The organism is Gordonia metallireducens, from assembly GCF_021245825.1.
Taxonomy (GTDB): domain Bacteria; phylum Actinomycetota; class Actinomycetes; order Mycobacteriales; family Mycobacteriaceae; genus Gordonia; species Gordonia namibiensis.
The window spans coordinates 107,052-129,188 of the sequence record NZ_JAJQJP010000002.1 but is presented as its reverse complement, the minus strand read 5'-3'; the positions used below and the strand labels follow the sequence as shown (position 1 = coordinate 129,188).

At 67.1% G+C, this 22,137-nt stretch carries 20 protein-coding genes; 12 read left to right on the top strand and 8 right to left on the bottom strand.

Going from position 1 to position 22,137, the window contains the following annotated elements; translation table 11 throughout:
* Positions 1-40: 40 nt before the first annotated feature.
* The 12 genes from LQD00_RS00710 (at position 41) to LQD00_RS00655 (ending at position 11,342) form a co-directional block, all read left to right on the top strand.
* Positions 41-940, top strand: a complete 900-nt coding sequence (locus LQD00_RS00710; RefSeq protein ID WP_232715199.1) for a carbon-nitrogen hydrolase family protein — start codon at positions 41-43, stop codon at positions 938-940.
* Positions 933-1,289, top strand: coding sequence for an MSMEG_0570 family nitrogen starvation response protein (locus LQD00_RS00705; protein ID WP_232715198.1), 357 nt, complete (start codon positions 933-935; stop codon positions 1,287-1,289). Before LQD00_RS00710 ends, LQD00_RS00705 begins: the two co-directional genes overlap by 8 nt.
* The gene (locus LQD00_RS00700) at positions 1,286-2,572 is read left to right on the top strand and encodes an MSMEG_0569 family flavin-dependent oxidoreductase (protein ID WP_232715197.1); all 1,287 of its coding nucleotides are present in this window, start codon (positions 1,286-1,288) and stop codon (positions 2,570-2,572) included. The genes LQD00_RS00705 and LQD00_RS00700 overlap by 4 nt, the downstream gene beginning before the upstream one ends.
* Positions 2,573-2,851: 279 nt before the next feature.
* Positions 2,852-3,907 (top strand): MSMEG_0568 family radical SAM protein, encoded by a 1,056-nt coding sequence (locus tag LQD00_RS00695; protein WP_232715196.1) that lies wholly within the window; start codon positions 2,852-2,854, stop codon positions 3,905-3,907.
* Between the two features lie 430 nt (positions 3,908-4,337).
* Positions 4,338-5,753 (top strand): MSMEG_0567/sll0787 family protein, encoded by a 1,416-nt coding sequence (locus LQD00_RS00690; RefSeq protein WP_232715417.1) that lies wholly within the window; start codon positions 4,338-4,340, stop codon positions 5,751-5,753.
* A 52-nt stretch (positions 5,754-5,805) separates the two neighbouring features.
* A complete protein-coding gene (locus LQD00_RS00685; protein ID WP_232715195.1) occupies positions 5,806-6,669 on the top strand; it encodes a carbon-nitrogen hydrolase family protein in 864 nt (287 codons plus the stop codon).
* Complete coding sequence (locus LQD00_RS00680) at positions 6,666-7,820, top strand: MSMEG_0565 family glycosyltransferase (protein ID WP_232715194.1); 1,155 nt, start codon at positions 6,666-6,668, stop codon at positions 7,818-7,820. Before LQD00_RS00685 ends, LQD00_RS00680 begins: the two co-directional genes overlap by 4 nt.
* Entirely contained in the window at positions 7,817-8,830 is a 1,014-nt protein-coding gene (locus tag LQD00_RS00675) for a DMT family transporter (RefSeq protein ID WP_232715193.1), read from the top strand. Before LQD00_RS00680 ends, LQD00_RS00675 begins: the two co-directional genes overlap by 4 nt.
* Positions 8,796-9,206 (top strand): nuclear transport factor 2 family protein, encoded by a 411-nt coding sequence (locus LQD00_RS00670; RefSeq protein ID WP_232715192.1) that lies wholly within the window; start codon positions 8,796-8,798, stop codon positions 9,204-9,206. Before LQD00_RS00675 ends, LQD00_RS00670 begins: the two co-directional genes overlap by 35 nt.
* Positions 9,206-10,240: an LLM class F420-dependent oxidoreductase gene (locus LQD00_RS00665; RefSeq protein WP_232715191.1), complete on the top strand. Its 1,035-nt coding sequence runs from the start codon at positions 9,206-9,208 to the stop codon at positions 10,238-10,240. Before LQD00_RS00670 ends, LQD00_RS00665 begins: the two co-directional genes overlap by 1 nt.
* Positions 10,240-10,707, top strand: a complete 468-nt coding sequence (locus tag LQD00_RS00660) for an SRPBCC family protein (protein WP_232715190.1) — start codon at positions 10,240-10,242, stop codon at positions 10,705-10,707. Before LQD00_RS00665 ends, LQD00_RS00660 begins: the two co-directional genes overlap by 1 nt.
* Before the next feature lie 35 nt (positions 10,708-10,742).
* Positions 10,743-11,342 (top strand): FKBP-type peptidyl-prolyl cis-trans isomerase, encoded by a 600-nt coding sequence (locus tag LQD00_RS00655; RefSeq protein ID WP_232715416.1) that lies wholly within the window; start codon positions 10,743-10,745, stop codon positions 11,340-11,342.
* A gap of 740 nt (positions 11,343-12,082) precedes the next feature.
* On the opposite strand, the gene LQD00_RS00650 is transcribed toward LQD00_RS00655, so the two are convergent.
* The 8 genes from LQD00_RS00650 to LQD00_RS00615 all read right to left on the bottom strand — a co-directional run bounded on the left by LQD00_RS00650 (position 12,083) and on the right by LQD00_RS00615 (position 22,097).
* The gene (locus tag LQD00_RS00650) at positions 12,083-13,498 is read right to left on the bottom strand and encodes a cytochrome P450 (protein ID WP_232715189.1); all 1,416 of its coding nucleotides are present in this window, start codon (positions 13,496-13,498) and stop codon (positions 12,083-12,085) included.
* 100 nt (positions 13,499-13,598) lie between these two features.
* The gene (locus LQD00_RS00645; RefSeq protein WP_232715188.1) at positions 13,599-14,876 is read right to left on the bottom strand and encodes a glycosyltransferase 87 family protein; all 1,278 of its coding nucleotides are present in this window, start codon (positions 14,874-14,876) and stop codon (positions 13,599-13,601) included.
* 92 nt (positions 14,877-14,968) lie between these two features.
* On the bottom strand, positions 14,969-15,409 hold the full coding sequence (locus tag LQD00_RS00640) for a globin domain-containing protein (protein WP_232715187.1): 441 nt from the start codon (positions 15,407-15,409) through the stop codon (positions 14,969-14,971).
* Positions 15,410-15,557: 148 nt separating this feature from the next.
* Positions 15,558-17,969 carry an ATP-binding cassette domain-containing protein gene (locus LQD00_RS00635; RefSeq protein WP_232715186.1) on the bottom strand — a complete coding sequence of 804 codons (2,412 nt, stop codon included), beginning with the start codon at positions 17,967-17,969 and terminating at the stop codon, positions 15,558-15,560.
* A gap of 169 nt (positions 17,970-18,138) precedes the next feature.
* Complete coding sequence (locus LQD00_RS00630) at positions 18,139-18,549, bottom strand: VOC family protein (RefSeq protein WP_035751617.1); 411 nt, start codon at positions 18,547-18,549, stop codon at positions 18,139-18,141.
* 20 nt (positions 18,550-18,569) lie between these two features.
* Positions 18,570-19,001: a helix-turn-helix transcriptional regulator gene (locus LQD00_RS00625; RefSeq protein WP_232715185.1), complete on the bottom strand. Its 432-nt coding sequence runs from the start codon at positions 18,999-19,001 to the stop codon at positions 18,570-18,572.
* Between the two features lie 187 nt (positions 19,002-19,188).
* Entirely contained in the window at positions 19,189-20,889 is a 1,701-nt protein-coding gene (locus LQD00_RS00620) for a phospho-sugar mutase (RefSeq protein ID WP_232715184.1), read from the bottom strand.
* Positions 20,868-22,097: a glucose-1-phosphate adenylyltransferase family protein gene (locus LQD00_RS00615; protein ID WP_040534834.1), complete on the bottom strand. Its 1,230-nt coding sequence runs from the start codon at positions 22,095-22,097 to the stop codon at positions 20,868-20,870. Before LQD00_RS00615 ends, LQD00_RS00620 begins: the two co-directional genes overlap by 22 nt.
* Between the last annotated feature and the right edge of the window lie 40 nt (positions 22,098-22,137).

Below are 22,137 nucleotides of genomic sequence, written 5' to 3'. Positions count from 1 at the left end.
CGAGACAACACTTTCCGCATCACCGACCCTGGGACATCCTATGACCATCATCGGATCCGTCGCGGCGAACTTCACCCGCGATCTCGAACAGAACTACGCGACGATCGAACAGTATGTCGCTCAGGCGCGGGCACGCGGCGTCGACTTCCTGGTGTTCCCGGAGGCGGCGATCGGCGGGTATCTGTCGTCGCTGGGTAATCACGGCGACACCCGTAAGAACAGTGCGCGGTCGCTGCCACCGGCGATCTCCCTCGATGGACCCGAGATCGCGCGGGTGCAGTCCATCGTCGGAGACCTGGTGGTGGCGATCGGGTTCTGCGAACTCGGCGAGGACGGCGAGACCCGCTACAACGCGGCCGCCGTTCTCGATGGCGATCGGGTCTACGGCAGCTATCGGAAGGTCCATCAGCCGTTGGGCGAGAACATGTCGTACTCGTCGGGCGACGGGTACGGGGTTTTCGACACTCCGGTCGGACGCATCGGGCTCCAAATCTGTTACGACAAGGCCTTTCCTGAAGCGGCCCGGATCATGGCGCTGAAGGGTGCGGAGATCATCGCGAGCCTGTCTGCCTGGCCGGCGGCTCGCACCGCGACCGCGGAGAACCTCCAGGAGGACCGGTGGACCTACCGGTTCAATCTCTTCGACGCCGCCCGAGCGCTGGAGAACCAGGTGTTCTGGGTGGCGTCGAACCAGAGCGGGACGTTCGGGTCGTTGCGGTATGTGGGCAACGCGAAGATCGTCGACCCGGGCGGCAACATCCTCGACACCACGCTGCTCGGCAGCGGTCTCGCGGTCGCCGAGGTGGACATCTGCGAGAGCTTCACCGCGATGCGCGCCGGGATGTTCCACCTGCGGGACCGGCGACCAGAGAAGTACGGGCTGCTCACCGAACCGGAGAACGCCGACGACCTCGCCTGGCGGGACCTCGCTCATGCCTGAGATGACCGTCCAGGTGCGGTGGCCCGACGGGCTGTTCCGCCAGTACTACTCCCCCAGCCTCGTCCTGCACGATCATCTCGCACCGGGGCCGTACAGCGTCGAGGACTTCCGATCGCGAGCGACCACCGCGCTCGAGGAAGCCAGCTCACGAGTGCGGGCCAAGTACGGGTTCGCTTGTACCTCGGCGGCGGCGTCCGCCGAGGCGATCGTCAGCGACGCTGCACGACATTCGGATTCCGCGCAGGTCGAGGTCGTGTCGATGTACCCGCCACTGCCCGCGTCCACGGATTCGACGCCGGTCGTCGCTTCGCTCCATCCCGGCTCAACCAGCGGAGAGAAGGACTCATGAGCGCAATCAAATCCCCGACACACATACCGGTCGTCGTCATCGGTGGCGGACAGGCCGGACTCTCGGTCAGCTGGTATCTCGGGCAGGCCGGCGTCGAACATGTCGTCGTCGAAGCCGAGACCGCAGTTCATGCCTGGGCCGACAAGCGTTGGGACAACTTCACCCTCGTGACCCCCAACTGGCACTGTCGACTGCCTGGGTATGCCTACGACGGCCCCGATCCGGACGGGTTCATGACCCGCGACGAGGTCGTGGAGTGGCTACACGGGTGGTTGCAGACCTTCGACGCACCGCTCGTCGAACACACACGGGTGACCCGCCTGCAGCGGTTGAACGCCGAGCGGTTCGAGGTGACCCTCGACGGTCCGGACGGCGTCCGCACGATGACGTGCGACCAGGCGGTGATCGCGACCGGCGGTTACCCGCTGCCGGTGATCCCGGCGTTCGCGTCGGCGCTCGACCCGGCCGTCCATCAGATCCACTCCGAGGAGTACTTCAACCCGGAGCAGCTGCCCGAGGGCGCGGTGCTCGTCGTCGGGTCGGGGCAGTCAGGCACGCAGATCGCCGAAGACCTACATCTGGCCGGCCGACAGGTTCACCTGGCCATCGGCAACGCGCCGAGGGTCGCGCGGTTCTATCGCGGACGCGACTGCATGACGTGGCTCTCGGACATGGGGCTCTACGACACTCCGACGCAGGAGTATCCGGGTGGACGTGCCGCGCAGGAGAAGACCAACCACTACGTCACCGGCCGCGACGGTGGCCGCGACATCGACCTCCGACGCTTCGCCGTCGAGGGCATGCGGCTCTACGGCATGCTCACCGATGGCAAGGACTCGACGCTGCGATTTGCGCCGACGCTCACCGAAGCCCTGGACAAGGCCGATGCCACCTACAACTCCATCTGCGGAGACATCGACCGGCACATCGAGTCGCTGGGGATCGAGGCGCCGGAACCCTCTCGGTACGAGCCGGTCTGGGCTCCGGACGCCGATCCTGCGGAACTGGACCTCACCGCCGCCGGCGTGACGTCGATGATCTGGGCCATCGGCTACCGACCCGACTACCGGTGGATCGAGGCCAGCGCCTTCGACGGCGGGGGCCGCCCGATGCAGACGCGCGGGATCACCGAGGTGCCCGGACTGAGCTTCGTCGGGCTGCCGTGGATGCACACCTGGGGATCCGGACGGTTCCTCGGGATCGACCGGGATGCACGGTACGTGGCGGAGCACATTGTGGGCGCTCTGGACCAAGGCCGACCGCGGTTGGCGGCGGCGCAGTAGGTGGGTGATTGAGGTGGGGGTGGTCGGGTTTTGGAGTGGCGGTCGCCGGCCCTTCGTGGCTCGTCGCTTGCGCTCCTCGCACCTCAGGGAGCGAGAACAGCTCGTCGCTTGCGCTCCTCGCACCTCAGGGAGCGGGGGTGGGCCGTCCTCGAAGCGAGTGTCACTAGCCCTTCGTGGCTCGTCGCTAGCGCTCCTCGCACCTCAGGGAGCGAGTGGTCGCGCATCCAACGCCGATGGTGGCGGTAGATAACAAACTGATTGACCAACCGAGGAGTACCCATGACGGTATCCACACGAGTTGACCTGGCACTGCTCGGGATTCGGGGCGAGCCGCCGGTACAGCGGACCGGTGGCGCCGGCCCGAGCGACGATGGCCACCTTATGGTCGACGGCCTGCATGCCGCGATCCCGCGGAACCCGCAGAGTCCGTTCGTCTTCGACGGCGATCGCGTCCTGTACGACGGTGTCGACGTCGGGATCGAGGTCGAGGCAATCGGACGCCCCCGTTTCTACGACCTGCAAACTGCCGACGGTATCAGCTACGAGAAGATCGCCCGCCTCCATGGCCGTAACGTGCTGGCGACGACGGTGGTCCAGACGTGCATCCGGTACGACGAGTCGGAGCGATGCCGGTTCTGCTCGATAGAGGAGTCGCTGCGGTCGGGCTCGACGATCGCGGTGAAGAAGCCGGATCAGTTGGCCGAGGTTGCCCGCGCCGCAGTCGAACTCGACGGCATCACCCAGATGGTGATGACCACCGGCACCACGAATGGCCGCGATCGTGGGGCCCGGCACCTCGCGCGGTGTGTCCGCGCAATCAAGGCCGCGGTCCCCCACCTGCCGATCCAGGTCCAGTGCGAACCGCCCGCCGACCTCGCCGTCCTGGCCGAACTGCGCGAGGCCGGCGCCGACGCGATCGGAATCCACGTCGAATCGCTTGACGACGAGGTGCGGCGGCGATGGATGCCCGGCAAGTCATCGGTGTCGATGGACGAGTATCGCGCCGCGTGGGCCGAGGCCGTGCGCGTGTTCGGGCGCAACCAGGTGTCGACCTACCTGCTCGTCGGACTCGGCGAGGACACCGACGAGATGATCGCCGGCGCCAAGGAACTCGCCGACATGGGTGTCTACCCGTTCATCGTGCCGTTCCGTCCTCATGCGGGGACGCTCGCGGTCGACGTCGACAAAGCGTCGGCACCGGACCCGGCGATCGTGGAGAAGATCAGCCGCGAAGTCGCCAGCCATCTCACACTGATCGGCATGACCGGTGCCGACCAGCGGGCCGGATGCGCGGCCTGCGGAGCATGCAGCATTCTGCCGACGGTGGGTGGCTGAGATGGTGGAGTCCTTTCGATACGCCCCTCCGCAAGCTCCGGGGCTACTCAAGGAACAGAAACCGCACACCACACCGCAACCTCCGGGGCTACTCAAGGAACAGAAACCGCACACCACACCGCAACCTCCGGGGCTACTCAAGGAACAGAAACCGCACACCACACCGCAACCTCCGGGGCTACTCAAGGAACAGAAACCGCACACCGCACCGCAAGCCCCGGGACTACTCAAGGAACAGAAACCGCACACCGCACCGCAAGCCCCGGGACTACTCAAGGAACAGAAACCGCACACCGCACCGCAAGCCCCGGGACTACTCAAGGAGCACAAGCCGCACACCGCACCGCAAGCCCCGGGGCTACTCAAGGAACAGAAACCGCACACCGCACCGCAAGCTCCAGGGCTACTCAAGGAGCATCGGCCGGCTGAGCTGTCGATCCTCGCCGGTCGGCGGCGTGTCGTCGCGCGGCCGGACTTCCTGATCACGGTCGCTGACACCGCCGCCGAACACGCGACCTACCGGGCGATGCGCCACCACGAATTCGTCGAGCAGCAGGAGCTTTTCGACCGCACCGACCTCGATGACACGGACGACGATCCGCGCACGGTCGTGCTCGTCGCGACGCTGCCGGACGGCACGATTGCCGGCGGGGTTCGCGTCGCGCCCGTGCGGTGGGACGGATCGTCGGACACCGAGGACATCGGCTGGTGGTTCGGTAGCCGGCTCGTGGTCGCCGATCCCGGGCACGCGGCCGGTATCGGTCCAGCGCTCGTGCGCGCCGCGTGTGCGCACATCGAACAGCAGGGCGCGTTGCGTTTCGACGCGACGGTGCAGGACCGCTACGCGCGGATGTTCCGGCGGCTCGGCTGGAATGACTGCGGCGCCGGCCCGGTCATCGCCGGTCAGGCACACCGGGAGATGCGGTGGCCCATCCATAGGATCCAGCGGACCGTCGACGGCACCAAAGCGGTTCTCGCCGAGGCGCTTGCGCCGTTCGCCGAGCAGGACGGAGGCCTCGGCGCAGCGGGTTTCCGCGGCGATGACGGCGTTCCCCTGCCCGGGACCGACGTGGTCGCGGCGTGTGATGCCATCATCCCGTCGATGATCGAACGCGACCCGGAATGGGCCGGGTGGTGTTCCGTGCTCGTCAACATCAACGACCTGTCCGCGATGGGCGCGCGACCGATCGGACTGCTCGACGCAGTCGGCGCCCCCACGACCTCGCATCTGACCCGCATCATCCGCGGCATCTCCGCAGCCGCACGAGCCTGGCAGACACCGGTTCTCGGTGGTCACACCCAGGTCGGCGTGCCGTCGGCGCTGTCGGTGACGGCGTTGGGCACCACGCCCAGACCGCTCCGAGCCGGTGGCGGCGCAGTCGGCGACACCGTGACGCTGCACGCAGACCTCGGCGGGTCGTGGCGGCCGGGTTATCACGACCGGCAGTGGGACTCCACGAGCTCGCGTAGCAGCGACGAATTGGGTGCGATGGCAGGTCATTTGGCGAGGGTCGGGCCGGCGTCGGCGAAGGATGTGAGCATGGCGGGGATCGCCGGGACCCTGGGCATGCTCGCCGAGGCGTCGGGCACCGGAGCCGAACTCGACGTGACCGCCGTGCCGCGACCGAACGACGCGTCGATGGGTGCGTGGCTGACCTGCTTCCCCGGGTACGCGATGCTCAGTACGGACCGACCGGGTCGTCGTGCCGATGTGCCTGCGTCGGACGCTCTCACGGTCGCGGACTGTGGGCGTCTCACCTCGGAACCCGGTGTGCGACTGCGGTGGCCCGACGGTGCGGTGACCGTCGCCGTGGCCTCCACGGTCACCGGGCTGGGGGCCGCGTGATCGGACCCCGGCTTCACGCTTCTCGTCGGCTCCCGGCCGGTACTGTTCGACCATGAGCACTGTCACCCTCGGTGCTCTCGCCGCGCACTTCGGCCGCGACGTGGAGCGCGGTGTGTCCAAGGCCGTCGGCATCGTCGAGGCGGCCGCGCGAGACGGCGTCGACCTGCTCGTTTTCCCGGACGCGACGCTCGGTGGCTATCTGGGCGACCTGCAGAACCCCGACCCCGACGAGCTGCCGCCGGCGCTTGATCCGGACGGGCCCGAGTTGGCTGCACTCATCGCCGCCGCGCGCGACACAACCGTCTGCATCGGTTACACCGAGGCCGATGGCGACAAGCGTTTCAACACCGCGGTCTGTGTCTCCGGGGACGGGATTCTCGGGACGCACCGCAAGGTCCACCAGCCCGCGGGTGAGTCGCTGGCCTACGCGGCCGGTGACGAGTTCCGGTCCTTTGACACCCCGGTCGGCCGGATCGGCATGCTCATCGATTACGACAAGACGTTCCCGGAGTCGGCCCGGACGCTCGCCCTCGACGGTGCGCGGATCATCGCTGCACTGTCGGCGTGGCCGGCAAGCGTGACCGATCGTGCCGCCCGGCTCCCCGCCGATCGGCAGTCGCGACTCTTCGACCTGTACGACTGCGCCCGCGCGGCCGAGAATCAGGTGTTCGTCGTGTCGTCGAACCAGACCGGCGTGATGGGATCGCTGCGGTTCCTCGGGCAGGCCAAGGTCGTCGGACCGGGCGGCGACATCCTGGCCACCACGCGGTCGAAGGGCGGGTTGGCGAGCGTGACGGTCGACGTCGACGCGGAAATCGACCGCGCCCGCCGCGTGCTGAGCCATCTCGCCGAACTGCGACCCGACTCCTATCGAAGCGCGAGCCCTCAGCCCGGGTCCGCTGCGGACCTATCATGACCGGTGTGGACTCCCCCTCACCGCGCGTCGCGCTGCTGACCTACTCGACGAAACCGCGTGGCGGCGTGGTCCACACGCTGAACCTCGCCGAGGCGATGGCGCGACTCGGCGTCGACGTGACGGTCTGGTCGCTGGCGCGTGGCGGTGACGACGGGTTCTTCCGCAAGGTCGATCCGGCGGTGACGCTGCGGCTCGTGCCGTTCGCCGATCGCGAGAACGAGACGATCACCGACCGCATCGTGCGATCCATCGACACCTTGCGCGACGCCTTCGACACAAGCGCCTACGACATCGTGCACGCCCAGGACTGCATCAGCGCCAACGCTGTCGGCACCTGCATCCGCACGATCCATCACCTCGACCAGTTCACGACGCCGATCCTCGTCGAATGCCACGAGAAGGCCGTCGTGGATCCGTATGCGCGGATCTGTGTATCGCGGGCGGTCGCCGACGAGGTGCATCACGGCTGGGGGTTCACACCTGACGTGATCCCGAATGGTGTTGCGTATCAACGGTTCGCCGACGCCGCGTCGGATGTGCCGGAAGCTGTCGAGGCGCGTGATCGGTGGACCGGCAAGCTCGGCGAGTACGTGCTGGCCGTCGGCGGGATCGAACCCCGGAAGGGCAGCATCGACCTGCTGAATGCGTACTCCCTGCTGCGGGAGCGACATCCGGAGTTGTCGCTGGTCTTCGCGGGCGGGGAGACGCTGTTCGACTATCGGGACTACCGCGCCGAGTTCGACCGTCGCCGTGCCGAACTCGACGTCGAGCCGATCGTGCTCGGCAACGTGCCGGACGACGAGCTGCCGTCGCTGGTCGCGGCCAGTCGGGTGTTCGCGTTCCCGTCGGTGAAGGAAGGGTTTGGGCTGGCCGCGATGGAGGCGCTGTCCGCGGGTCGACCGGTCGTGACGCGCGAGTTGCCCATCCTCCGTGAGGTGTTCGGCGACACAGTCGCCTACGCGTCGACGGTCCCCGAACTCGCCGAAGCGCTGGCGGACGCGCTCACGCCGGACCCGGCGCGCGTCGAGGCCGGCCGGTCGCTGGCGGCGTCGTTGACATGGGAGGACGCCGCACGTCGTCACCTCGAGTTCTATGCCCGCCACCCGATGCCGCGCGACCCGTTGCCTACACACGTCGACGCGTCGAGATGAGCGAACACCCGCGCGCCGCCGAACGCGCCGGAATCCTTGCGGTGACCCTCACCGCGTTCCTGTGGGGCACGTCGGGTACCGCCGCTGCGCTGGCTCCCGCGCTCAGTGCGGTGACGATCGGTGCGATCGCGATGTCGGGCGGTGGGTTGCTGCAGGGTGCGATCAACGCGCGGGCGGTGCGCGCCGCATGGCCGTCGTTGATGAAGCGATGGCCGACGGTGCTGGCCGGCGGGCTCTGCGTGATGGTCTACCCGCTGTGCTTCTACGGATCGATGCGCATCGGCGGCGTTGCGCTGGGCACCGTGGTGTCGCTGGCGTCGGCGCCGCTGTTCTCGGCGGTCATCGAACGGGTCGCGGAGGGGCGGGCGTTGACGACGCGGTGGTGTGTCGCGTGTGCGTTGGGTATCGCCGGCAGTGTCGCGCTGGCGTTGTCGCGCAGCGAGTCGTCGCACGGGGACTCCGTCTCCGGCAGCACCGCGTCGGCCTGGGGTGTCGCGCTCGGTCTGGGAGCGGGCGCGACCTACGCGGGTTTCTCGTGGGCGATGCGACGCCTGATGAACCAGGGACTGGCCCGCGGAGCGTCGGCAGGTGGCGTCATGGGACTGGGTGGGGTGTGTTTGCTGCCCGTGGTCGCGGTGTGTGTGCCCTCGGTGATCGAACATCCGGAAGGTCTGTACGTCCTCGCGTACCTCATCGTCGTGCCGCAGTTCCTCGGCTACGTGTTGTTCAGCCGCGGGCTGGGACGGATCGACAGTTCGACCGCCACCACCATCACCCTCATCGAACCGGCGGTCGCGACTGTTCTGGCGGTCGTCGTACTGTCCGAAACGATCACCGCGGTCGGATGGGTGGGCATCGGCGTGCTGGCGGTGGCGCTCGTCGTGTTGATGGCTCCCGCGCGGCGTCGGAGATCGGTTAGCGTCGAGCGGAGAAGTTCGCACAACGGCGCCCCTGCCGTGGATGAGGAGGACATGCATGAAGCAGTTCCGAGAGGCCGTCGAGGCACGTGACGCGCAGGCGATGCAGGATCTGCTCGCCGACGACGTCGTGTTCACCAGCCCGGTCGCGTTCAAGCCGTACCCGGGCAAGGCGGTCACCTCGGCGATCCTGCGGGGCGTGCTGCGCGTCTTCACCGACTTCCGCTACATCCGGGAGATCAACGACGAGGGCGGCCGGGACTCGGCGCTCATCTTCGAGGCCAACGTCAACGGCAAGGCCGTCACCGGCTGCGACTTCATCCACGTCAACGACGACGGCAAGATCGACGACTTCATGGTGATGGTCCGGCCGCTGTCGGGCGCGCAGGCCCTCGCCGAGGCGATGGGTGCACAGTTCGATCAGATCGCAGCCGAAGCGGCTGCCGAGACCGCGGACGGAGCGAACTGATGAAACTCGGGTTGCAACTGGGATATTGGGCCGCGCAACCGCCCGCCGGTCACGCCGATCTCGTCACCGCCGCCGAACAGGCCGGTTTCGACTCCATCTTCACCGCCGAGGCGTGGGGATCCGACGCCTACACCCCGCTGGCCTGGTACGGGTCGTCGACGAGCCGTGTGCGGCTGGGCACCTCGGTGCTTCAGCTGTCGGCGCGCACTCCAACTGCTTGTGCGATGGCCGCGCTGACGCTCGACCATCTGTCCGGCGGTCGGCACATCGTCGGACTCGGTGTGTCCGGGCCGCAGGTCGTCGAAGGCTGGTACGGACAGAAGTTCGCCAAGCCGCTCGGCCGCACGCGTGAGTACATCGACATCATGCGTCAGGTGTGGGCGCGGGAGGCACCGGTCACGAGTGCCGGGCCGCACTATCCGCTGCCCTACAACGGCGACGGCGCGTCGGGACTCGGTAAGCCGCTCAAGCCGATCACCCATCCGCTGCGGTCCGACATCCCGGTCATGCTCGGGGCCGAGGGACCCAAGAACGTCGCGCTCGCGGCCGAGATCGCCGACGGCTGGCTGCCACTGTTCTACACGCCGCGCATGGCCGACACCTACAACGCCTGGCTCGACGAGGGTTTCGCCAAGCCGGGTGCCCGACGCAGCCGAGAGGACTTCGAGATCATCGCGACCGCCCAGATCGTCATCACCGACGACCGGGCCGCGACCTACGCCGCCATCAAGCCGTTCCTCGCGCTGTACATGGGCGGAATGGGCAGTGAGGACACCAACTTCCACGCCGAGGTGTACCGCCGCATGGGGTACTCCGACGTGGTCGACGAGGTGACCAGGTTGTTCCGCTCCGATCGCAAAGAGGAAGCGGCGCAGATCATCCCGGATGCTGTCGTCGAGGATTCGGCAATCGTCGGCGACCTCGACTACGTGCGCGAACAGATCAAGGTCTGGGAGTCGTGCGGTGTCACCACGATGCTGGTCTCCCCGCGCACCATCGAGGAGATCGACCAGCTCGCCGGACTCATCAGCTGATGCTGTCCCCCGCCCGGTTCACCATCATCGACGACGTCGTGGCGTTCCCGACGCCCGTCGCGGAAACGTTCGACTATCTCACCGATCCGAGCAATCGGCCTGCGTGGCAGTCGAGTCTGCGGCGTATCGACGACCTGCAGGTGATCGGCGACCGGGCGGGTGACGTCGGCACCAGCTGGACCGACATCACCGTCGTACCCGGCATCAGTCCGCGGTTGGAGGTCACCGACTGTGAGCCGCACCGGTTGTGGCGGGAGGTCGGTGGGTGGCGGTCCGTCGACGCGGTGCTGACGTTGGGATTCGAGGAACGCTCCGACGGCGGCACGGATGTCCACGCCGAGGGGACGCTGACCGTGCCGGCCATCGGCGTACCGGTGCTGGCGGTGAACCGATGGCCGGCGGCGCGGGCGATCCGCGCCGATCTGGCTCGGGCGGCCCGGATTCTGGGCGGTAGCGGCGCTCGGTGAACCGCGTTCGCTCGGGTAGCGTGACCAGGGTGAACATGAAGAATGCGACGCTCGCGCTCGGCGCGGCCCTCGTCCTCGCGGTGGCCGGCTGTAGCTCCGACTCCGATTCCGATTCCGGCACAACCGAAGCCACCGGTACCGCCGCGGCCGGCAGCACCGACACCGGTTCGGCACCGAACAGCTGCCCCACTGCCTCGGCCAAGGACGGCGCCAAGCCGCAGTGGACTCTGAAGGGCGCCACCGGCGAGATGGAGATGGTCGCCGCCACCGAGAACGAGGCCCCGAAGATCACCGTCCAGTCGCCGTTCAGCGTCGACCAGACTGTCGTCGAAACCCTCGTCGAGGGTGACGGACCCGTCGTCGCCGAGACCGCGTCGGTCACGGTCTGCTACGTCGGCGTCAACGGACGCAACGGCGAGGAGTTCGACAGCGCGTATCAGAGCGGCACCCCCGTCGACTTCCCGCTCAACGGCGTGATCCCCGGCTTCAGCAAGGCGATCGCCGGGCAGAAGGTCGGGTCGAAGGTGGGCGTCGCGATGACGTCGGCCGACGGTTACGCCCAGGGCCAGCCGAGCGCCGGCATCGAGCCGGGTGACACCCTCATCTTCGAGATCGGGATTCTCGCGGCTTCGTAGGGGTTCTACAACGAAACACGAAGGGCTGGTGACCGTTGGTCACCAGCCCTTCGTGGCGAGTCAGGCATGAGGCGTTCACCGCATCCGATCTGCGGGTGCGGAATGACGTCGCATGCGACATCGCTCCGGCTGTAGGACCTCGGCCGAAGTCGTTCACCCGGATCGAGGTCGCGCGCGACGTCATTCCGGGCACCATGCCCCGGTATACGGGGGGCGAGCCGCACAGCGGGCCGGGCGGGGTGAAATCTCGTCCATCTCAGCGGCGTCCGAGGGCAGTGTGCCCTCGGAGGGTGCTCACAGGGACGAACTTTTCGCGTTGGGCCGGCGAACGTGGAGGACGAAAGGATATCCGCTCCCTTCAGGAGGGTCCGGAGCATGCGAACGGTGGTTTCGGTACGGCTCGTCGCTAACGCTCCACTCATATCGGAGCGGCCGTGGTGTCGACGCTCGTCGCACCCCGGGGAGCAGAGGGGTGGCGTCGTAGGGTTTGACAGCGAAATACGAAGGGCTGGTGACTGTTTGGTCACCAGCCCTTCGTGGCTCGTCGCTAGCGCTCCTCGCACCTCAGGGAGCCAGTGGTGGCGTCGCCCTCGCACCTCAGGGAGCGAGTGGTGGTGGCGCCGTCCTCGCACCTCAGGGAGTGGGGGGCTTGGTTTCGATACGGCTCGTCGCAGGCTCCTCGCCTACTCAACCAGCTGAACGACGGGGCATCGCAGCTCCTCGCGTACTCTCAGCAGCAATTACAGTGCGCGGTGCCGGATGTCGATCGGCAGGCCGTCGGCAGGGGTGGGTCCCGTGCCATAGGTGAGTTCGGGCTTGTAGCCGGCCGGGACGGTCCACTCGAAGCGCTGCAGCATCTGGTGCAGGATCGACTTCACTTCCATGCCACCGAAGTACAGGCCGATGCACTTGTGTGCGCCGCCGCCGAACGGGGCCCAGGCGAAGCGGTGGACCTTGTCCTCGCGGCGCTCGGCCGAGAAGCGTTCGGGGTCGAAGTGGGTGGGGTTCGGCCACCATTCCTTGCGCAGCATCGTCGCCCACGGATGGATGGCCAGCAGGGTGCCCTTCGGGATGTAGTGGCCGCAGATCTCGGTGTCCTCGATGGCCATGCGGAACAGCATGCCGACGGGAGCGTTGAGGCGCAGGGTCTCCTTGAAGGCAAGTTCCATGCTGGGGAGCTTGTCGACGTCGTCATAGTCGATGGTCGGCTTGTTGAGCGCCAGCGACTCTTCGCGCAGACGCTGCTGCCACTCCGGATGGCGGCCGAGGAAGTAGGTCAGCATCGACAGCGCGATGGTGGACGTGTCGTGGGCGGCCATCATCACGAAGATCATGTGGTTGACGATGTCCTCGTCGCTGAAGCTCTCCCCCTCGTCGCTCTCGCTGTTACAGAGAACGGTGAACAGGTCGTCGGCGTCGCTGCCGCGTCGGAGCGGGATCTCGGAGCGGAAGTACTCCTGGAGAACCTCACGCCCGCGGAGACCCTGTGCCCAGGTCCAGTTGCCGACGTCCTTGCGGACCATGGCCTGACCACCGCGGACCGCTGCCTCGAATGCCTTCTCGAGGCGATGTGCCTCGGCTTCGCTCACGTGTGCACCCATGAAGACCTCGGTGGCGAGCGAGAGCGTCAGATCCTTGGTGTTGGAGTACATGTGAAAGCCCTTGCCCACCTCCCAATTGGCGAGGGTCTTCTCGATGTGCGGGGTCATGATGTCCAGGTAGCCGTTCAGGCGGGGCCGGCTGAAGGCCTGCTGCATGATGCGGCGGTGCTGCATGTGCTCGTCGAAGTCCATCAGCATGACGCCACGACGGAAGAACGGTCCGATCATCGGCTCCCAGCCGAGCTCGCTGGAGAACGCCTTCTTGCGATTCATCCAGACGGCCTCGATGGCGTCGGGGCCGACGAGGGTCACCATGTTCATGCCAAGGGCACCCGACCAAGACACCTGGCCGTACCGCTCGAAGCGGTCCATCGCCGACTGCAGCGGGTCCGCGAGGGCCTGGAGAGTGTTGCCCAGGTACGGAAGACCGGGATCGCCCATGACCGGCTTGAGGCCGGAACCAGCAGGTGGCTCGGCCAGCGGACGCTCTTTGCTCGGGTACATGCTGCTCACCTTGCCGAGCGCGGTTTGCATCTGCTTCTTCCGACTAGCCATGTCCTTGCCACTCCCCGTTGATCCAATGTGCCTTAGGTCACTATGCACCATTGGAACGGAATTTGACAGATGTTTCAAGAGGCGAGTCGTCGTCGGTCTCTCAGTTCCCCCGGTACGACGCGGTTTCGACGCCGGTCTTCGAGACCAGGCGCGGTGCGAGCACGCCGAGGCAGACGATCACGACCAGTCCCCAGATCAGGTACGACGACCCGACGACGTGCTGCCACCAGGCCCACGACAGCTCGGCGTCGTAGCGCTGCGGGACGTGCTGGTGCGGGGCGTAGGCGAAGATGACCAGTCCGGTGCCGACCAGCCACCACCAGATCTTCGACGCCCCGGGGCGTGCGGCCAGCGCGATCAGCACCAGGAGCAGTGGCACGATCCACACCCAGCTGTGGTCCCAGGCGACCGGTGAACAGAACAGCCAGGCGAAGGCGACGGTCATCACGGCGGCGACCTCGATCGTCTCGTCGCGCCCGTTCTCAGACGCCTCCGACGCGGACAGCAAACGCCACGCCGACCACGCGATGAGCAGTCCGACGACGAGGGCCACGCCGAACCAGACGAGTTCGGATTCGATGCCGAGGCGCGCCACCTCGCCCTTGACCGACTGGTTGTTGGCGAACTGCGGACTACCGATGCGCTCGGTGTCGAACAGGGTGGACGTCCAGTAGGTGACGGAGTCGTCTGCCGCCAGGAGGTATCCGATGCCGGCATAGGCGACGGCCGACACCGCGCCGACGACGAGCGCACGCCAGTCGCGTCGAAGGAAGAACAGCAGCAGGAAGACCGCCGGGGTGAGCTTGACCGAGATCGCCAGACCGACCAGCAAGCCGCGCCACCAGCGTCCGCGACCGAGCAGGGCGTCGACGATGACGAGGGTCATCAGGACGATGTTGATCTGGCCGAAGTTCAGGGTGTCGCGGACCGGTTCGAGCCACAGGCCGACGGTGGTCGCGGCGGTAGCGAGCCACCACAGGTCCGACGACGGGCGATCGGTCAGGTGGGCCATCACGATCCGGCAGACCAGCAGCAGACAGGCAATGGTCGCCGCGGTGAAGAGCGCTTGCCCCAGACCCAGCGGGACGACCGTGAACACCGAGAACAGGGCCGCGGCGAGGGGCGGATAGGTGAACGGCAGATAGGAGCCGCCGCCGAGCGTCGGGAGGATGCCGTAGAGGTCGCCGCCGTCGAGGAAGACGCGGCCGCCCATGCGGTAGACGTCGAAGTCAATGCGGTAGGGCGCCGGCGGATGGTTCGGAAGGACGAAGATCGCGACCGCAGCACTGACGAGGAAGACGACGAGCATCAGCCTTCGTGCCCAGGCCGAACGGAGATAGCGATCGATCACCGACCGGGGAATGTCCACAACTGTCACGAGCCCTCTCTTCCGAGCGGGATCGTATCGCGGCGAACAGGAGCGTCAGCGGGGGCGGCGGTGACCCCGCTGAGAACTCATGTGCAGGGAACTCAGGCCGCGCCGGATTCCTCGGCGGCGGTTTCCGAGGTGGCTTCGTCGGGATAGCCGTCGAGCATAATCGTGGCGACCGCGCCTAGCGCTTCCTCCCACGCCGCGGTCATCGCCGGCGTCCACGACTCGCCGCCGATCTCGCTCATGGCGGCGATCATGCATTCGGCGACCGCGTTGTACATCGGCCGGGTGACGCCGAGGCTCGCGTGACGCTTGCCGAGGGCGTGCAGATTGGTGGTCAGCCACTCCGCGTCCTCGAGATGATCGAGGACCGAGACCACCGCGGTGCGCAGCATCTCGGCCTGAACACGGGTGTCGCGCTGGAACATCGGCTTCACGGCGGGATAGCGCTCGAAGAGGATGGCGTAGAACCGGACGGTGAGACCGGAATCGGGTAGGTCGACGAGGGTCAGGCTTTCTTCCAATAGTTGTTTGTCCATGCGAAGACTTTCCGGCCGCGGCGTTGCGTGCGGAATGTCGTGCCGCAAGGGCTGGGTAACGGTGATCTCACACGGGCTGTGCGAGCGTGTGAGAAGTAGGGATATAGCTCGAAACCGCGGTGAGCGCGGTTTCGAGCTATAAAACGGATCAGGCGCCGACGTACTCCGCCAGATGCTGCCCGGTCAGCGTCGAACGATCGGCGACGATGTCCGCCGGCGTTCCCTCGAAGACGATCCGACCGCCGTCGTGGCCGGCGCCCGGGCCCAGGTCGATGATCCAGTCCGCGTGCGCCATGACCGCCTGGTGATGCTCGATGACGATCACCGACTTACCCGAGTCGACGAGTCGGTCGAGCAGTCCGAGGAGTTGTTCGACGTCGGCGAGGTGCAGACCGGTCGTGGGCTCGTCGAGGATGTAGACGTCACCCTTCTCCCCCATGTGCGTCGCCAGCTTCAGACGCTGGCGTTCGCCGCCGGACAGGGTCGTGAGCGGCTGACCGACCTTGATGTAGCCGAGGCCGACGTCGACCATGCGATGCAGGATCTTGTGCGCGGCAGCCAGTTTGGCGTCGCCGTCGGCGAAGAAGGCCTCGGCCTGCGCCACCGACATCTCGAGGACTTCGCTGATGTTGCGCCCACCGAGGGTGTACTCGAGGACCTCTGCCTGGAAGCGCTTGCCTTCGCACACCTCACACGGGGCGGCGACGCCGGCCATCATGGCGAGGTCGGAGTAGACGACGCCGGCACCGTTGCAGTTCGGGCAGGCGCCCTCCGAGTTGGCGCTGAAAAGAGCGGGTTTGACTCCGTTCGCTTTGGCGAAGGCCTTGCGGATCGGTTCGAGTAGTCCGGTGTAGGTGGCCGGGTTCGAGCGCCGGGATCCCTTGATCGCGGTCTGATCGATCGAGACCACGCCCTCGGCGTTGGCGACCGACGAGTTGATCAACGAGGACTTGCCCGAACCGGCGACACCGGTGAGTACAACCAGGACGCCGAGCGGGATGTCGACGTCGACGTTCTGCAGATTGTGCATGTTTGCGCCGCGGACCTCGAGAGCACCGCTGGGCGTGCGGACCTCGGCCTTGACCGAGGCGCGGTCGTCGAGGTGACGTCCGGTGAGGGTGTCGGCGGAACGTAGTTCCTCGACCGTGCCCTCGAAGACGATCTCGCCGCCGTCGGTGCCGGCTCGCGGACCGAGGTCGACGACGCGGTCGGCGATGGCGATGACCTCGGGCTTGTGCTCGACGACCAGCACTGTGTTCCCCTTGTCGCGCAGGGCGCGGAGGAGGTCGTTCATGCGCTGGATGTCGTGGGGGTGCAGGCCGATCGACGGCTCGTCGAACACGTAGGTGACGTCGGTGAGCGACGATCCGAGGTGTCGGATCAGCTTGGTGCGCTGGGCTTCGCCGCCGGACAAGGTGCCGGCCGGGCGGTCGAGGGACAGATAGCCGAGACCGATGTCGACGAAGGCGTCGAGATGTTCGCGGAGCGACTTGATCAGCGGCGCGGCCGACGGTTCGTCGAGTTCGGCGACCCACTGGGCCAGATCGCTGATCTGCATCGAGCAGGCGTCGGCGATGGAGATGCCGTTGATCTTCGACGACCGCGCCTCGGCGGTGAGTCGGGTGCCCTCGCAGTCAGGGCAGGTCTGGAAGGTGATGGCGCGGTCGACGAAAGCGCGGATGTGCGGCTGCATCGCCTCGCGGTCCTTGCTCAGCATCGACTTCTGGATCTTGGGGATCAGACCCTCGAAGGTGACGTTGATGCCATCGACCTTGATCCGTGTCGGCTCCTTGTAGAGCAGGTCGTTGAGTTGCTTCTTGGTGTACTTGGCGATCGGCTTGTCGGGGTCGAAGAAGCCGCAGCCGCGGTAGATCCGCCCGTACCAGCCGTCCATGGTGTAGCCGGGGATCGTCAACGCGCCCTCGTTGAGCGACTTGGACGCATCGTAGAGCGCGGTGAGGTCGAAGTCGGAGACCTCGCCGCGCCCCTCACACCGCGGACACATGCCGCCGGTGATCGAGAAGCTGCGACGCTCCTTGATCTTCTGGCCGCCCTTCTCGACGGTGACCGCGCCCGCACCGCTGATCGACGCCACGTTGAACGAGAATGCCTGCGGTGAACCGATATGCGGTTTACCCAAGCGGCTGAACAGGATTCGCAGCATCGCGTTCGCGTCGGTGGCGGTGCCGACCGTCGACCGAACGTTGGCGCCCATACGTTCCTGATCGACGATGATCGCCGTCGTGAGACCTTCGAGGACGTCGACGTCGGGCCGGGCCATGGACGGCATGAAGCCCTGCACGAACGCACTGTAGGTCTCGTTGATGAGGCGTTGGGATTCGGCGGCGATCGTGCTGAAGACCAGAGAACTCTTGCCGGAACCCGACACTCCGGTGAACACCGTGAGCCGACGTTTGGGCAGCTCGACGTCGACGTTCTTGAGGTTGTTCTCGCGGGCCCCGTGGACCCGGATGCGGTCATGGGTGTCGGCGGGATGGGTGTCGTAGTCGGCGTCCGGGGCGGATCGGGGCGTCGACTTCGTGCGCGAGGCAGGGCTCATCGTGTCTCCATCACGGCGGCGCGTCTCGGAGCGCAGCCATCGTCGTGTGCGGGCAGGATTTCCGTGGTCGAACTGGTCTGACTCGATCCAACCAGGAGAGTCATCGGTGATTCGGCAACTCCCCCGTCGAGCGCTTCGGGTGGCGGCAATCGACCGGCGCCGCACACCTTCAAGCCGCCTGGTCGATGCGGATCAGGTTGCCGGAAGGGTCGCGCACCGCGGCGTCGCGGACACCGTAGGGCTGGTCCATCGGTTCCTGGACGATGTCGACGCCGCTGGCCTGGAGCTTCTCGAACAGGCCGTCGAGGTCCTCGGTGGCGAGGGTGAGCGCGCCGTAGCTGCCCTTGGCGATCAGCTCGAGGATGGTCTGGCGTTCGGCATCGGTGATGCCTGGTTCGGCGGCCGGCGGGTACAGGACGATCGACGTGCCCGGCTGATTGGGCGGGCCGACCGTCAGCCACCGCATGCCCTCGTAGCCGACGTCTTTGCGGACTTCGAAGCCGAGGATGTCGCGGTAGAAGCCGAGGGCCGCTTCGCCATCGGTGTGCGGGAGGAATGCGTACTGGATGCTGATGTTCATGGATGTCAGGCTAGGCATCCTCACCCCCGCTGTGCTTCTCGATTCCTGATCGGTCTGGTGATGTTCTTGGCCATGCACGCCGGGATCCCGTCGGTGGCGTCGGCGGACTGCTCGCGATAAACGGTTGGTGGTACCCCGACCAGTTCGGTGAATCGTGTGCTGAACGTACCGAGCGACTGGCAGCCGACCTCGAAGCACACCTCGGTGACGCTGAGGTCGCCTCTGCGCAACAGGGTCATCGCCCGCTCGATGCGGCGGGTCATCAGGTAGGAGTACGGCGACTCGCCATAGGTCTGGCGGAACTTCCGGCTCAGATGCCCGGCCGACATGTTGACGCCCCGCGCGAGAGCTTCGACGTCGAGCGGCTGCGCGTACTCACGGTCGATCCGGTCACGGACCTGGCGAAGCAGGATCAGGTCACGCAGACGCTGATCGGAATCAGAACGGGCCACGGGGTCGATCGTAGGCTTCAGATTCGGGTGTACACCCGCTATCGGGGACGGTCACCAGGTCTTCGAGGCTCGTCGACTTCGATACGCTCCTTCGTCGCTACTCAGCCCGGCGGCTTGCGCTCCTCGCACCTCAGACAGCGGAGGGGGCGGCGCGCCCGCGTTCGTTCGGACCATCAAGTGAGGGAGCTCAGCCACGGAGAAGTGCGGCCATGTCCGCGCTGAGCACTGTCAGCCGGTCGGCGGCGCGGTCGTGCGGAACCTCGCCATCCGCACAATCGAGGACGACTTCGAGGTAGCACTTCAGCTTCGGTTCGGTTCCCGACGGCCGCACGATGACCCGATCGTCGGCGGCCGTGCGCAGCACGAGTGCATCGGTGGGCGGAAGGTCGGCGGAACCCGTGGCGAGGTCGAGGACCTCGACGACTTCGGAACCGGCCAGTGCGTCGACCTCGGTGGTGCGCAACCGGGACATCATCTGTCCGATCTCGGCGAGGTCGTCGACGCGGATCGTCAGTGGAGCCGTTGCGTGGAGGCCGTGGCGTCGTGCGAGGTCGTCGAGCAGATCGGCGAGTGTGCGGCCATCAGTTGCAAGTTCTTCGACGAGGCTGATGACGCGGACCATCGCGGAGATTCCGTCCTTGTCTCGCACGGCATCCGGGTCGGTGCAGTACCCGATGGCCTCCTCGTACCCGAACCGTAGATCCGGTGTCCGGGCAATCCATTTGAAGCCGGTGAGGGTCGCGGCGAATCGCAGACCGTGGTGGGCGGCGATCTTGCCCAGAAGTCGGCTCGACACGATCGAGCAGGCGAGCGTGTCGCCGCTGCGGTCGGCGTCCCGGGCAGCCTGTTCACCCAGCAGCCAGCCGATCTCGTCGCCGCTGAGCTGTCGCCAGCCGTCGCGGGCCGGGGTGGCGACCGAGCAGCGGTCGGCGTCGGGATCCAGGGCGATCACCACATGTGCGTCGACGTCGCGGGCCAGATCGAGCGCGCGGTCGAGGGCGCCGGGTTCCTCCGGGTTCGGGAAGGCGACGGTCGGGAAATCCGGGTCGGGAGAGAACTGTTCGTCGACGACGTGGACGTCGGTGACACCCGCGGCGCCCAGGACGGCTAGCGCCGTCGCACCGCCCACCCCGTGCATCGGGGTCAGGACGACACGCACCGGGCTGGGTTCGGAACCGGGACGAAGTGCGCCGGCTCGGGCGATGTAGGCGTCGAGAGCCGAATCGTCGAGGGCGACAACAGAGGCAGCGTCGCGGGCGATCTGGTCGGCCGGCGGTGCGGCGGCGATGAAGGCCGCAATCTGTTCGTCGGCGGGCGGGACGATCTGGACGCCGCGCCCGGCGGCGTCGGTGGCGCGGCCACCGAGATACACCTTGTACCCGTTGTCGGCGGGCGGATTGTGCGACGCGGTGATCATCACCCCTGCGTCGCAGTCGAGCGCGCGGGTCGCGTAGGCGGTCACCGGAGTCGGGAGCTGACGCGGAAGTGTCATGACGGTGAGACCCTGTGCGGCAAGGACTTCGGCGGTGGCCTCGAGGAAGGCATCGGAACCGTACCGGGCATCGCAGCCGACGACGACGCGCGCGTCGGGTCCGACGGTGTCGATGAGGTGGCGGCCGAGGCCGTACGTGGCGCGGGTGACGACCGCGACGTTCATGCGGGTCTCCCCTGCCCCGACCTCGCCGCGCAGTCCTGCGGTACCGAAGGTCAGTGGGCCGCGGAATCGGGAGTCGAGGTCGGCGGCGGCCGCAGCATCTCCGGCTTCGGCCCCCTCGATGAGGCGGGTGAGTTCGGCGCGGGTCGCCGGATCCGGGTCGTGGTCTCGCCAGGTACGCGCGGTCTCGATCACCCGCGCGACGCTATCAGTCAGCGAATGCGACGGTGACATTCGACGCGGTCGCCGAGAGGCACCTTGGCCCCCCGCTGGATCTGGGTGTCCATCCCGATGAGAGTGATCTTCTCGGTGGGCACCGGCCGGGTTCGGGGATGGCCACCGATCGTTGCCCGCGGCCCCACCCGGACACGTTCATCGAGGATCGACCAGGCGACGGTCGCGCCGGCGCCGATGACGGTGTCACCGAAGATGACCGAGTCGACGACGGTGGCCCCCTTCTCGACGACGACGCCCGGTCCGAGGACGCTGCGTCGAACGGTTCCGCGCACGTGGGCGCCGCTGCTGACGAGGCTGTCCTCGACGACGGCCCCGGCTTCGATACGGGCTGCGGCGCGTTGCGGCTGATTCGTCAGGACCGGTCGCTCGGCGCGGAAGACGTCGATCTTGCCGTCGATCAGGTCTCGGTGGGCTTGCAGGTAGGTCTCCGGGCGCCCGGCGTCGATCCAGTATCCCTGCATCGCGTGTGCGACAGTCTTTCCGCGGTCGATGAACCAGGGCACGAGGTGTTCCCCGAAGTCGCCAAGGCCCGTGTCGTCCTCGGCCGCACCGACCGTCGTCTCGCTCGCCAGGTTTTCGAGTCCTTCGATGAGCACCTGCGGGTTGTAGATGAAGATCTCGGTGGCGATCGTGCGAGTGGTCGCCCGGTCGGGTTTGTAGCGGAACTCGCGGACGGTGCCGTCGCGACGCGAGGTGACCGTGGCGTGCTGGGACGCCTCCTCCAGCGAACAGGTCGTGGTGACGATGGTGCATTCGGCGCCGCGGTTGCGGTGAGTGTCGAGCGCGTCCCGGAAGTCGAAGTCGTAGACGTGGTCGGCGCTCATGACGATCACCTCGGCCGGACCGTGTTCGGCGATGCGGTCGCGGATCCGGTAGAGCAGGTCGGCGTTGCCGGTGGCGAAGCCGTCCTCGGTCTCGGGTGCGTCGGTCTGCTCGGGCATGACGATGCGCAGTCCGCCGCTGGTGCGGTCGAGGTCCCAGGGGCGCCCACCGGCGACCAATTGGGTCAACGTCTCCGCCTCGTACTGGACACAGAGCCAGACGTCATCGACGTGACTGTGGTGCAGGTTGGACAGCGGGAAGTCGATGAGCTGATAGTTCCCCGCGAACGGCAACGCCGGTTTGGCCCGCCGATCGGTCAGCACCTCCATCCGGGAACCACGCCCACCGGCCTGCACGATCGCGAGAACATCAGAGTGCCGCATCAGCCCAGTGTGCCCGAGAACGTGACCCGTACCGGGATGA